The sequence below is a fragment of the Flavobacterium soli DSM 19725 genome (assembly GCF_000422705.1).
Lineage (GTDB): Bacteria > Bacteroidota > Bacteroidia > Flavobacteriales > Flavobacteriaceae > Flavobacterium > Flavobacterium soli.
The window spans coordinates 56755-70885 of record NZ_AUGO01000009.1; the positions used below are offsets into that span (position 1 = coordinate 56755).

Here is a 14131-nt window from a genome sequence, read left to right on the forward strand (position 1 = left end):
TATTATTTATTTAAAGAGTGATACTGAATCAATCCGTCAATTGGACGGCGAAGTACATTTCCTAAATGCAGTCCGTTTTTATCCATCACTTCTTTTAATTCTTCTCTCAAATAAAAGGCGATTGAGCCAATAAAATGTACTGGAACTTCCTTACAATTTTCATATTGTGTAATATAAAAATCTACAAAATCTTGCATGGATGAATAAATGATCTTTTTACAGAACTCATGTTCTTTATGCTGAATCAAAAATTTAGCAAAAGTGGCTAAATAAGCATTCGGATTAGCTTCTTTATATAAATGATGCTTGATCACATCGGCTTCGAGATTGTGTGCTTTTTCAAAAGCTTCAGCCAAATCTTTTGGCATCTTGTTGAAGTAGTAACCACGAATTAAATGACGTCCAAACTGATTTCCACTACAATCATCCATAGCAATATAGCCAAGCGATTGTACTTTTTGATGCAACACTTTTCCATCAAAATAGCTGCAATTAGAACCTGTTCCTAAAATACAAACAATTGCTTTTTCGTTTTTTGGTGTCGTAGCATAAACTGCTGCATAGGTATCTTCGTGGACAGAAATTATTGCATTTGTAAAATACTCCTGAAAAATATCAGCTAAGAAATTTTTCATCCTTTCGGTTCCGCAACCTGCTCCATAAAAATATAAATGGGAGACATTTTTCTTATTATGAGAAATATCAAACTTATCTTCAAGACGCGATATGACTTCCTCTTTTCCAAGAACTTCCGGATTTAATCCTAATGTTTGCGTGGTAAAAAGAACTTTTCCGGATTCATCGATAGAAATCCAGTCGGCTTTTGTGGAACCACTATCTACTAATAGTTTCATTTAGATTGTTAGATTTAGGATTTTAGATTGAGGAAACGTCCTTAATGAAAAGCCCTGATTTATAATTTGGTTAGTTAGTTTCAATTAAAAATTACGAATTATATTAAAACTTGTTAGTGGGAAGCTTTAATTTGTTTTGGTAACTTTAGTTTATTATTTAGCCCCGATTACCTCACATTACTCTTATTTACATAAGAGTTCGGTGAACACTTTCGTGTTTGAAGAGGAAATCCTTTTCTTTTTTTTCTTTAAAAAAAGAAAAGATTGGAACGGAAAGCGGGAACATGGATTCCAAAAATGCCCAAGCGATTCGCTCCTAAATAAAAAAAATCCCGTCAATATAGCACCAACGGGATTTTGTAAATATATAAATTATTTTAAACCTGCAATGTGAACTGATAAATCAATTAATTTGCTTGAATATCCGTATTCGTTATCATACCAAGATACGATTTTGAAGAACGTAGAATTTAATCCGATTCCCGCAGTTGCATCAACGATTGAAGTTCTTGTATCTGAAATAAAATCTTGCGATACTACAGCATCCTCAGTATATCCAATAATTCCTTTCATATCTGTTTCAGAAGCTTTTTTCAAGACTGCCATAATTTCTTCATAAGAAGTTTCTTGGGCCACTTTTACAGTCAAATCTACAACCGAAACGTCAACTGTTGGAACTCTGAATGACATTCCTGTTAGTTTTCCGTTCAAGGCTGGGATTACTTTTCCAACTGCTTTTGCAGCTCCAGTTGAGGATGGAATGATGTTTACACTTGCAGCACGACCACCTCTCCAGTCTTTTTTCGAGGGACCATCGGCTGTCATTTGTGTTGATGTTGTAGCGTGAACTGTTGTCATCAAACCTTCTACAATTTCGAAATTATCGTGAATTACTTTTGCTAATGGAGCCAAACAGTTTGTTGTGCATGATGCGTTAGAAACTACTAGATCTGTAGCTTTTGCTGACTCGTGGTTCACTCCCATTACAAACATTGGAGCATCTGCAGATGGAGCTGAAATGATTACTTTTTTTGCACCACCTTTGATGTGTTCATTTGCAGTTTCGATAGTCGTGAAGATTCCAGTACATTCTGCAACTACATCAACATCAACCTCGTTCCATTTTAAATCTGCTGGATTTCTTTCGGCAGTGATACGGATATTTTTTCCGTTTACATACAATTTTCCTTCTTTAACTTCAACTGTTCCATTGAAACGACCATGAACTGAATCATACTTTAATAAATAAGCTAAATGGTCTACATCTAATAAATCATTGATGGCTACAACTTCTACGTTATCTCTGTTGAACGTTTCTCTAAAAACAATTCTACCGATTCTTCCGAAACCGTTAATTCCTAATTTTACTTTTGACATTTTGTTGTTTCTTTAGGCTTAAAGCCAATTATTTAATTTGTTTGTTTATTGCTAAAGCTTCGTTGTTTAAATTTCCTCACTTTTAAACATTCAACCTTAAATACTTATGTTGACATTATGTCTGATACTCTCAATAATTCTCTATCAATTGGGTAGTGTCCTTTGATAGCTTGTTCCAAAGGTGTTAACGTCACGACATCTTGAAGAATTCCAACCATAAAATTTGATTTTCCTTCCAATATTGATTCAACTGCTTTTACTCCTAACCTACTTGCTAAAACTCTATCGAAGCAAGATGGTGCTCCACCTCTTTGCATGTGTCCCAAAACCGAAACACGGATGTCATATTCTGGCAAATGCTGTTCGATATAATCTTTTAATTCAAAAACGTTCTTGCCCATTTTATCACCTTCGGCAACCACAACTATACTGGAAGATTTTCCTGATGCCTTACTTTTTTGAAGTGATTCTAATAATCTGTCCAAACCTAAATCTTCTTCCGGAATCAAAATTTCTTCGGCTCCAGCCCCAATTCCTGCATTTAAAGCGATATGTCCAGCATCACGACCCATAACTTCCACGAAGAAAAGACGGTTGTGTGAACTTGCAGTATCACGAATCTTATCGATACATTCTACAACCGTGTTCAAAGCGGTATCATATCCTAAAGTATGGCTTGTTCCGAAAATATCATTATCGATAGTTCCAGGAATTCCCATTACTGGGTAATTGTATTCGTTATTGAAAACTTCAGCACCAGTAAAACTACCATCACCACCTATAACAACCAAAGCATCAACACCAGCTTTTAAAAGGTTTTCATGTGCTTTTTTTCGTCCTTCGGCAGTCATGAATTCTTTTGAACGAGCTGATTTTAAAATAGTTCCTCCTTTGTTTACAATATTATTTACTGAACGTGGTCCCATTTCTTTGAAGTCACCTTCAATCATTCCTTGATACCCTCTATAAATTCCGATACATTCAATCCCGTGAAATGCACAAGTTCTTACAACAGAACGTATTGCAGCATTCATTCCAGGAGAGTCACCACCAGAAGTTAGAACCCCGATTTTTTTTATTGTTTTCGACATTTTTTTAATATTAAAATGCTAATTTAACAAACATCCGCAACTTAAGATGGTACGTTATTAATAATTTAATAAAGTACTAACATTTCAAACGTTTTCGTTAATAAGTTTTTGATTTCAGTAGGTTTATGCTGAAAAAATGTAGTAAAAATTACGATTAATTAGGATTCAGAATCAAAATTTCGTCAAATATAGAATTATGGAATTATCAGTCTTCTTTTGAAGGAATCGCTTCAGCGTTATTTTTTGGTTCCGTTTTCTTTTTCTTTTCTGGAAAATTCATATACTCTGGAGCAATCTCAGAATCGGGCGGAAGATCTTCTTCAATTTTCACTTTATCTAATTGATGGTTCTTGAAAATTTTATTGACTAATTCTTTAAAGGTGTCAAAATCGACTTCATAAGTAATACCGACTCCTTGAGTATAGCCAATTCCTTCTCCTATATAATTGATGTCATTTTCACGATTAAAAACGCGAAGGTTCAAACTTCCATCTTCATTCACCCTGTACTGCACTTCTACATTACCAACAATTGCAGATTCGTTGATTCCTCCAACTGGAACACCCACTTTTCCGTTTACAGTGATACGTTCATTTACTTGAGTTGAAACCGTCAAACCTACGGATCCATCGGCTTCATTTCCTGGAGTTCTATCAGCCGAAACAATATCAAGACCTACCTTTACTTTATCATCTGGATTTTGGAAAATATCATCAAATATACCGCCGGCCGTTTCAAAAAGATTTGTTGCAATTGCACTTTGATTTACACCATCCTGACTTAAAAATCCACCCGTACTCAACAATGTCAAGGCTTGCGTTTGACGAATGTCTTTATCATTCAGCTTGGTTTGAATTTCTGATTTCAATACTGAACTTATCGTGGGAAAATTTATACTGAAATCCGGCTCTGGACTGCTCAAACTTCCAGTAATTCCGATTCCAACTTCAACAGGAACTTTTCGATTAACGGATGGATTGTCCAACAAAACTGAAGGATTTGCAGTAGTTTTATAAACCGCTTCGAGATTCAATCGAGCTCTCATAGGGTCACCTTCCCAAACAATGGTACTGAATTTTTTCACATCCAAACGCTTGTCAATCAATCCTCTATAGCGGAAATTATACGACCCTTCATATACTTGATAATCTCCAATCATATTGAATTTTCCGAGTGTATTGATCTCTAACAAAAGTGTCCCGTTTCCTCTGGCTTTCATACCGTGTCCAGTTTCTCGATCTAAAATCACTTCGATTTCAGCTTCTGGAGTAACATCCAATTCAAATTTTAATTCCAATCCTTTATAATCCCTAACCTGACCGATAATTCCCTTTTGAAGATTATATTTTTCTTCGGGCGTCAAAAAGTGCATGAAACTTTTATTCCCAACAGATTCGGCATTATTAATTGGGATTTTAATTTCAGTTCCACTTTTAGATTCTGCAATAACTTCAATAAAAAGAGCATCGGTTGGCCCTGAAAGTTTTGCTGTTCCGTCAATAAAAGCTGTTCCATAATAGGCCGCATCTTCGGAATCTTTGGTATCTAATGCCAACAATCGATCACTGTCGATCGTTAGATCTAAATTCCATTTCGAAAAATTCTTATGCTTGATGACTCCATTTATTCTCCCGTGAGTATTATGTTTGGTATCCTCCAAGGTGGCATTTTGAAAGATAAATTGATTTTCAGCCAAATCGATTATGGAACTTTCCTTGAAACCATAATCAACATTAAGATACGGAATTCTTAAACCTGCCTTATCGAGAAATAATCGTCCGTTGACTTCAGGATTTTTTACACTTCCAGAAATATTAGAAGTTCCTGAAACAAATCCCCGAATATTCGAAATTACAGTTCCTCCCAGCGGACTCAATGCCGCCAAATTAAACTGATCAAAACGCAAATCTAAATCCATAACCGTTTGCTTGTTTTCGATTACAAAACTGCCTTCGGCTAAAAATGATTCGACATTTTTATTTTCCAGACTCGAATCAATTGTAAACTTGCTGAAAGAATCGTTTCCTGCAATATCAACATATAAATTTCCTAATTCGATATCATTTACATGCAAACTATCAACTTGAACAGAAGCAGTTGGTTTATAAACGTTGTTGTTTTGTTTAAAATCAATTTTTCCATTCAAATTTCCTGCTACATCTAGACTGTCAATATCGGGAATAATTTTTCCAAGATTTACATTTTCAAAGTTCAGTTGCAAATCTTTAAAAGTCGAATCTCGAAGTTTCCCCATCAATTCAATCTTTTGATTCTCATGGGTCATAACAAAATTCTCAATCGCAAAATTTTTGAACTTCTTATCAAAGACAACCTTGTTATCATCCGTTTCATCTTCATTCAAAAACCATAAATAATCTTTAAACTGCATTTCAGATTTTTTTAGACCGACAACGCTATTGTTTTCCTTATCTATAGTGTGATAAAAATTCAGGTTATAGAAATCTTCAGCTTTTTTTCCTCCTTTAAATTCAGTTCTGGCAAACAATGTATCTCTAGAAGTCACATTTATAAAACTAAATTCAGAAAATTTATAGTATTTCGTTCGGATTGTATCCATCTCAATATAAGCATTGTAGAGTGGATTTTTATTATCGATGTCAATTTTAATTTTATCAAAATAATTATCAAAAGCAATTATTCCCGGAGAATTAAAAACAAGTTTAAATTCATCCTTGTCCGAATTGATACTTCCTCTAACAAATGTATTTTTACCAACTTCAATTCCTGGAAAAAAGATTTCTATAATCTTATTATAGATACTAAAATTGAATTTTAGATACTGACCTTTCGTAACTTTATTAGGCTCGTAATTTGCATATAAACTTCCGGCGGCATTTTCAATCATTTTTTGTAATTGATCGAATTTGAATTTTCCAACTAGTCTTCCTTCAATAATATCAGGCGAGTTGATGGTTATAGTTCGCTCACGATTTGCATCAAAAGTCGATCCTAAAGTAAAATCATCAAAAATATAATTGTCTTTCTCATTTTGATAAGCCGTTTGAGAAATTTTCACAGTCCCGGCTAGATTATCAATATTGTTACCCGAAATATTCATCTCGATATCACCTTTGAAAACAGAAATCGAATCTTTCATGAAATTCAGTTTCTTCAAATCGGCATAATCAATTTTAGTATGAAAATCATAACGTAAATCTTTCTTGCTCAAATCCACCAAGCCATCAAAATCCATAAATAAATTAGGATCATTGACATTGACTTTTCCTTTAAAAATAGGCGTTTTAAAATTACCTTCGAGCTTGATATTGGTATAAGTGTATTTGTTGTAATATAATTTAGAAACCGTTCCGCTAACCAAAGTATTCAGGTATTTCTTTGTAAACCCCTTACCATCAATAGCCAAATCCAAACTCACTTTCCCAATATCTTTTATTCCTAAAAAGTTCCCAATATTGAAATTATCCAACTCAATATTTCCAACATAAGAAGCGTTATCGATGTTGTCAATTTCGGTCATGGCCAAATCAGATTTGATATTCCCGATCTTGGTTGACATGAAAAAATCGGTCGTGATGGTTTTTTTAGTAATTTCTGCCGAACCTACCAATGTGAACTGACCAATGTTGCGAAGTGATGTTGGTAATTTTTTACCCAAAACATTGGGCAATAAAGTAACCAAATCTTCATAATTGGAACTCACCTTATAAAAATCGCCTTTCATATAGAACTCCTGATCTCCTTTTCCTAGAAGATTCTTGAAGTTTACATTTCCAATGATTTGCGAATTTTTCTCATCAATTAGTTTTAGGTTTTTAAACGTAATATCGTTTAAAGTTCCATTGAGCTTGGCTTTCAAATCGAATTTCTGGTTTTTTCCTAATTCGGCATAGAAATAACGAATATCATTGGTAGCCAAAGAAGATTCGTCGATATTTACATCAAAAACAACTCTGTTATTAAAATCGGCAAAATCTTTTCTATCATATTTCAGGACTACATTTCCTTTGAAGAAAGAATTTTTGGTAGTCAAATCCAATTCTTCCAGAACAATACTGGTTTTAGAATAACTAAATTTCGAACTCAAATTCTCAACAAACAAGCCTCGATGGTCCTTAAACGACATCTTATTGATTTTTGCCGTTACATCCGGTCCATAAATTTTAAAATTATTTAAAGAAGTATTCAGTTTGGTAAAATCGACACTAACTGGTATTTCCAGATTCTCATCGATGACCATAAAACGGCTGTTCGTGAAGTAGGCATTTTTTGCTTGAAGCAAAAATCTCTTTTTGGATGTTGATGGTTTTCCGTCGTCAAAAAGAGCAATAAAACGATCAAGATTCGTATCATCTTCGTCTTTATAGTTTTTTAGATTAAAAACTAATCCGTCCAAACGAATATCCCCAAACAGCAAGTCACCATCAATGGCTTTGCTGATATCCAAAATATTGGTTTTTATCCTGTTAGCATAAATCAAAGTATCCTGATGATGATCTTTAATCATGACCGACTTTAATTTAACACCACCAAAAATAGAGACTGTAACCTGCTCAATGTCTATATCGGTACCAAAATCTTCATTTAGCATATTGGTCACATAATCACCAATTTTTGTTTGAACAACAGGCAATGAAAGTAAGATACCTGAAAGCAACAAAAATAGTATCAATCCGAGTAAAACTCGAAATACTATTTTCTTGATCCTTCTAAATCGTGATACCTTTGTTGCTTTTTCCAAAAATTTTATTTTGAGTAGGGAAATAGAGAAGCTTCGATAAAAATCTCTATTTTTGTAATCGATGTAAAAATAAAGATTTTTTACGTCTAATTGTCAAATATAACTCAAAATTCGTGCCCTTTATTATGACTCAAAAGCCTGTTTTTATATTAGCAATTGAAAGTTCGTGTGACGATACTGCTGCAGCCGTTTTAAAAGACGATAAAGTACTTTCGAATGTTGTGGCAAACCAGCTGATTCATAATGAATTTGGTGGTGTTGTGCCCGAACTTGCCTCAAGAGCTCACCAACAAAATATTGTTCCTGTAATTGATGCCGCACTAAAAAAAGCCAATGTAAAAAAAGAAGAACTTTCGGCAATTGCTTTCACGCAAGGTCCAGGATTGATGGGATCACTTCTAGTAGGAAGTTCATTTGCAAAATCATTGTCGCTGGCTTTGAATATTCCGTTAATTGCTGTAAACCACATGCATGCCCATATTTTGGCACATTTTATCAATGAAGAAGGATTTGACAAGCCAACATTTCCTTTTCTGGCCTTGACTATTTCTGGAGGACATACCCAAATCGTGAAAGTAAACGGTTTTTTTGACATGGAAATTATCGGAGAAACTACTGATGACGCAGTTGGAGAAGCATTTGACAAGAGTGCAAAAATTCTCGGATTGCCTTACCCTGGAGGTCCTTTGGTCGATAAAAAGGCTCAACTAGGAAACCCTAAAGCATTTGCCTTCACCAAACCAAAAGTCCCTGGACTTGATTTTAGCTTCTCGGGGTTGAAAACGGCTATCTTATATTTCATACAGAAAAAAGTGGCCGAAAATCCTGATTTTATTGCCCAAAACATAAACGATATTTGTGCATCAATCCAGCATACCATCATTGAAATCTTGATGGACAAGCTAAAATTGGCTGTAAAGGAAACAGGAATCAAGCAAATTGCAATTGGCGGAGGTGTTTCGGCAAATTCAGGAATTAGAACCACTTTGAAAGAAGCCGAAAAAAAATATGGATGGAAAACCTTTGTTCCAAAATTTGAATATACAACCGATAATGCTGCAATGATTGGAATTGTAGGGTATCAAAAATTCCTAGCCGAAACTTTCGAAGACGCTACGGTAGTTTCTAAAGCAAGAATTCAATTCTAAAAAACTATGCAATTATTTTATAATCCAACAATTACAGCAACTACTGAAGGTTTTATTTTTGATAAAGAAGAAAGCAAGCATATTGTAAAAGTAATGCGTAAAAAACAAGGTGATATTTTATTTGTTACCAATGGTTTAGGTTTTCTATTTAAAACCGAAATCATCATTGCAATGGACACAAAATGTTCGGTAAAAATAGTGTCTTCGGAGAAAAGCGAACCTCTGAAGTATCATTTGCATTTGGCAGTTGCTCCAACAAAAATGAACGACCGTTATGAATGGTTTTTGGAAAAAGCAACCGAAATGGGCATTTCCGAAATTACACCAATTATTTGTGATCACTCTGAACGAAAATTTATTAAAACCGATCGTTTCGACAAGATCATACAATCGGCAATGAAGCAATCTTTGCAATATTATCTTCCAAAATTAAACGATCCAATCTCTTTTAAGGATTTTATGAAAATCAAAAATGAAGGTTTAAATTTGATTGCACATTGTGAAGAAACCGATAAAAAATCATTGAAAGATGTTTTGAAACCGAAGGAAAATATTACGATGCTAATTGGACCTGAGGGCGATTTTTCTGAGAAAGAAATAAAAATGGCAATAGAAAATAATTACATTCCTGTATCTTTGGGAAACACGAGACTTCGAACTGAAACCGCGGCAATTGTGGCTTGTCATTCAGTAGCTTTCGTTAATGAATAATTTCAAAAAATGAAAAAAATAATTGTAGTAGTATTTTTCTTGGCTTCCACTTTTGGTTTTTCGCAGGAAATTGCACTTTTAAAATATAGCGGAGGTGGCGATTGGTATGCAAATCCAACATCGTTACCAAATCTGATTAAATTTTGCAATCAAAACATAAATACCAAAATCAAACAAAAACCAGCAACTGTAGAACCTGGAAGCCCTGATTTGCTTTCGTATCCTTATGTGCATTTGACGGGCCATGGAAATGTGGTTTTTAATGAAAATGATGTAACCAACCTTCGGAATTATATGGTTTCTGGCGGTTTTTTGCATATTGATGACAACTATGGTTTGGATCAATACGTCCGAAAAGAGATTAAAAAAGTATTTCCAAATAATGATTTGGTTGAAATTCCAGCCAATCATACTATTTTTCAAAAACCGTATTCTTTTCCTGCAGGAATTCCAAAGATTCATGAACATGATGGAAAAAGACCTCAAGCTTTTGGTATTTTTATAGAGAATAGATTGGTGCTTTTATATACTTATGAAACCGATTTGGGAGACGGTTGGGAAGATCCTGAAGTCAATAACGATCCAGCTGAGGTGCGACAAAAAGCCTTGAAAATGGGAGCTAATATCATGCATTACATTTTTAATCATTAATCGATTTATGATGACATCAAAAGCAATTTCCGACGGTATTTTAAGAGCTCTCGCTACAATCGTGATTGTGGGTTTGATATTATATTTTTTATTCCAAATTCAAGTAGTGATTATCTATTTAGTTGTAGCTCTAATACTTACGTTGATTGGGAATCCAATTTTAAACTTTTTCAAGAGACGATTAAAGTTTAATAATCTTTTTGGAACCATTGCCACTCTATTTATTTTTGTTTTGATTATCGCTGGTTTTATCATGATGTTCGTTCCCTTGATTTCGGCTCAAAGCCAAAGTCTATCGCTATTAAACACCGCTGAAATTGAAAAAAACATAACCCAACTTACAGATCAGATCACCACTTTTTTAGATAGCCACAACATCGATTCTGCCCAAATGTTGAAGGAAGCCAATATTTCTTCGAAGGTCAATTTCAATTTTATACCTAATTTTTTGAATTCACTTCTAGGAACTATTAGCAGTTTCGGAATGGGACTTGCTTCCGTTTTGTTCATTACTTTTTTCTTTTTGAAAGACCGTGTGATGTTTATTGTTGGAGCTAAAAAAATACTACCCGACAGTCAAGAAGATAAAATTTTGAATTCATTAGACAAAATAAACGAATTATTATCACGCTATTTTATTGGTTTATTACTACAATTATTTATCGTTTTCATTTTATACCTGATTGTACTTCTAATTTTCGGAATTGACAATGCCCTGATTATTGCCTTTTTATGTGCTGTTTTAAATATCATTCCTTACATCGGTCCTCTGATAGCTTCAGTTTTGGCAGCAGTTTTAACGATGATTAGCAACTTAGGAAGTGATTTTCAGTCGGAAATTTTACCGTTAACTATTTATGTTTTGATTGGTTTCTGGATTGTTCAAGTCATTGATAATAACGTTTCGCAGCCTTTGATTTTCTCCAATAGTGTAAATTCGCATCCACTTGAAATTTTCTTGGTGATATTAATTGCAGGATTTATGTCGGGGATTTTAGGAATGATTCTAGCAGTTCCAATCTACACCATCTTAAAAGTTGTGGCAAAGGAATTTTTTCCAGAAAACAAAGTGATCAAGCTCTTTACCAAAAACATTTAAATTGATTTCCCCCTTACTAAATACTGAAATTCAAGACTTTATAGACAGTCAAGTTGGAGCCGATATTTCTAAATTAGCATTACAGAAAAATAAGTTTCTTGATGTTGATTGGACGGAAATTTTGAACCAAATTGCTGCAAAAACAAAAGCCAAAGACAAGCTTCCAACCTGGTTTAGTACAGAAAACATCATTTATCCTTCGAAAATTTCTGTCGAGCAAACTTCTTCTGAAAGAACCGCTTTGCACAAATCGGCTTTAATTTCAGGTGAAAGCCTTATTGACTTGACGGGTGGTTTTGGTGTGGATGATTATTATTTTTCAAAAAAAATAGCAAAGGTTGTTCATTGTGAAATCAACAGCGAACTTTCTGAAATAGTTAAGCATAATTTTCAATGCTTAAAAGCTGATAACATTGAGTGCTTTTCTGGAGATAGTTTGGATATCTTACAAAAGTTGAACACTAAATTTGACTGGATATATATTGATCCTTCCAGAAGAAACGAGGCGAAAGGAAAAGTTTTCATGTTGAAAGATTGTTTGCCAAATGTTCCTGAATTACTAGACGTTTATTTTTCATTTTCTTCAAGAATTTTAATCAAAACAGCACCTATTCTGGATATTTCGGCTGGTTTATCAGAATTAAAAAATGTAAAAACGATACATGTTGTTGCCGTTGAAAATGAAGTAAAGGAATTATTATGGGAAATTCATCAGGGCTACAGTGGAGAAATCACGATCAAAACGACCAATCTATCTAAGAAAACTGAAGTTTTTGATTTTGTTTTGGATAAAGTTGCAATTTCGGTTTTCGGCTTGCCTAAAAAATATATTTACGAACCCAATAGTGCCATCATGAAATCAGGCGGTTTTGATCAGATTAGCACTCATTACCAAATTGACAAACTTCATCAACACTCGCATCTTTATACTTCAGAAACTCTAATTGAATTTCCAGGCAGAATTTTTGAAATTGATAGGGTTATTTCTTATACCAAATCGGACATGAAAGTATTTCTTGAAAATAAAAAAAGTAACGTTACCACGAGAAATTTTCCAGAAAGTGTTGAAGCCATTCGTAAAAAATGGAAAATAAAAGATGGTGGAAATCAGTATTGTTTTTTTACGACCGACATACATAATAATAAAATAGTTTTAATTTGCACCAAAATAAATCAATAATGAGATCATTACTTTTTACCCTTTTTATATTGTTCCAATTTTCGGCTTTCGCCCAAAAAAAATGTGATTATAGTTCAAATGTCACGGATTCTATCGGAACTTATAAATCCACCAAAGAATATTTGATGTACGAACGCATTTTTGGAGGAAACTCCAGTTATATTTTCTTTTCGCTTGTAAATGCAGACGGAACACCTTATCTTCAAGCTCAAATTGCCCATAAAAGCACTGATTTTATTAAAGCGAGTTGCTTTGATTCAAGTTCAAAAATATACCTTCAATTGCTTAATGGCAAAATTGTTTCATTGGTTCACACTGACAATGAAACTTGCGGAACAATGATTCGTGTTGAAGCAGAAAATAAAAATACACGAATTCTAACGGGAGATTTTATGTTCTTGAAGGGTTCGTTTGAAGATTTAAAAGCATCGCCAGTAACGATGATGCGAATCAAATATTCAGGTGAGATGCAAGATTATGTCCTTAAAAAAGAATTGGTTTCAGAAAGTATGAAAGAAAGTTTTTTTCCCGAGAATTATTTCATGGATTATATTCACTGTGTAGAATAATCACTTACATTCCCATTTAAAATTAGACAATTTAAACGTTGATGCATTGCTGAGATTGTAATGCCACCACTCTGAATCGAAAATCTTGAAATGGTGCTTTTGCATGGTTTCTCTAAGCGTTTTACGGTTTTGGATTACTTTTTTATCCAAATTAGTGTAATTGTGACTGGCTTCTTCACCGAAATAGTCGAACTTAGTTCCCATATCTAATTCGTTTCCTTCCAAATCGACCAAGGTAATATCAACCGCTCCTCCTCTATTGTGTATAGAACCTTTTGAAGGATCTGCCACATATTTTGGATTAGAGACGATCTCCCACATCCTTTTTTGGATATCTAATGGCCTATAGCAATCCAATAATTTAATCCTGTAGCCTTGCTGCATAAAACTTTTATTGGCTTCTATTAATGCCTTCACTGTTTTAAGTCGTAAATAGCATTCTGCACATTCATATACTTTTGCTTCAAGAAAATTATCCTCAGTTGCATATTTCATATCATATACAAAATCCTGGCTGTAATCCTTTAAATTAACAAAAGTTGAATCTACAAGTATAATCTTGTCATCCTCCTTTTCCAAAGGAATTATAGCTGTTTTATCCTCTTTTACAAGATCATTACTATTGATTAATCCATCATTTCTCCTATTTTCTCTACAAGTTGCCGAAACTATAGCAAGGATCATCACACATAAAAATTTCATAGAATTTAACTATTTATACGATATCCTAA

The 14131-nt window shown here is 33.8% G+C and carries 11 protein-coding genes; 6 read left to right on the plus strand and 5 right to left on the minus strand.

Going from position 1 to position 14131, the window contains the following annotated elements; genetic code table 11:
* Positions 1-2 precede the first annotated feature (2 nt).
* The 4 genes from G508_RS0112165 to G508_RS0112185 form a co-directional block, all read right to left on the minus strand.
* Positions 3-854 carry a BadF/BadG/BcrA/BcrD ATPase family protein gene (locus G508_RS0112165; protein WP_026705584.1) on the minus strand — a complete coding sequence of 284 codons (852 nt, stop codon included), beginning with the start codon at positions 852-854 and terminating at the stop codon, positions 3-5.
* A 372-nt stretch (positions 855-1226) separates the two neighbouring features.
* The gene (gene gap / locus G508_RS0112175; protein ID WP_026705586.1) at positions 1227-2231 is read right to left on the minus strand and encodes a type I glyceraldehyde-3-phosphate dehydrogenase; all 1005 of its coding nucleotides are present in this window, start codon (positions 2229-2231) and stop codon (positions 1227-1229) included.
* A gap of 104 nt (positions 2232-2335) precedes the next feature.
* The gene (gene pfkA / locus G508_RS0112180; RefSeq protein WP_026705587.1) at positions 2336-3322 is read right to left on the minus strand and encodes a 6-phosphofructokinase; all 987 of its coding nucleotides are present in this window, start codon (positions 3320-3322) and stop codon (positions 2336-2338) included.
* 205 nt (positions 3323-3527) lie between these two features.
* Positions 3528-8042: a translocation/assembly module TamB domain-containing protein gene (locus G508_RS0112185; protein ID WP_245569868.1), complete on the minus strand. Its 4515-nt coding sequence runs from the start codon at positions 8040-8042 to the stop codon at positions 3528-3530.
* 125 nt (positions 8043-8167) lie between these two features.
* On the opposite strand from G508_RS0112185, the gene tsaD reads away from it, so the two are divergent.
* Genes tsaD through G508_RS0112215 form a run of 6 tightly spaced genes read left to right on the plus strand, consistent with a single transcriptional unit; the run spans position 8168 to position 13400 of the window.
* Positions 8168-9190 carry a tRNA (adenosine(37)-N6)-threonylcarbamoyltransferase complex transferase subunit TsaD gene (gene tsaD / locus G508_RS0112190; protein WP_026705589.1) on the plus strand — a complete coding sequence of 341 codons (1023 nt, stop codon included), beginning with the start codon at positions 8168-8170 and terminating at the stop codon, positions 9188-9190.
* Between the two features lie 6 nt (positions 9191-9196).
* Positions 9197-9901, plus strand: a complete 705-nt coding sequence (locus tag G508_RS0112195) for a 16S rRNA (uracil(1498)-N(3))-methyltransferase (protein ID WP_026705590.1) — start codon at positions 9197-9199, stop codon at positions 9899-9901.
* A 9-nt stretch (positions 9902-9910) separates the two neighbouring features.
* Positions 9911-10552: a DUF4159 domain-containing protein gene (locus G508_RS0112200; protein WP_026705591.1), complete on the plus strand. Its 642-nt coding sequence runs from the start codon at positions 9911-9913 to the stop codon at positions 10550-10552.
* A 7-nt stretch (positions 10553-10559) separates the two neighbouring features.
* Complete coding sequence (locus G508_RS0112205) at positions 10560-11651, plus strand: AI-2E family transporter (protein WP_026705592.1); 1092 nt, start codon at positions 10560-10562, stop codon at positions 11649-11651.
* Position 11652: 1 nt separating this feature from the next.
* Positions 11653-12831: a THUMP-like domain-containing protein gene (locus tag G508_RS0112210; RefSeq protein ID WP_026705593.1), complete on the plus strand. Its 1179-nt coding sequence runs from the start codon at positions 11653-11655 to the stop codon at positions 12829-12831.
* Positions 12831-13400 carry a hypothetical protein gene (locus G508_RS0112215; protein ID WP_026705594.1) on the plus strand — a complete coding sequence of 190 codons (570 nt, stop codon included), beginning with the start codon at positions 12831-12833 and terminating at the stop codon, positions 13398-13400. Before G508_RS0112210 ends, G508_RS0112215 begins: the two co-directional genes overlap by 1 nt.
* On the opposite strand, the gene G508_RS0112220 is transcribed toward G508_RS0112215, so the two are convergent.
* Entirely contained in the window at positions 13401-14102 is a 702-nt protein-coding gene (locus tag G508_RS0112220; protein ID WP_026705595.1) for a M15 family metallopeptidase, read from the minus strand. It abuts the gene before it with no gap.
* Positions 14103-14131: the final 29 nt, after the last annotated feature.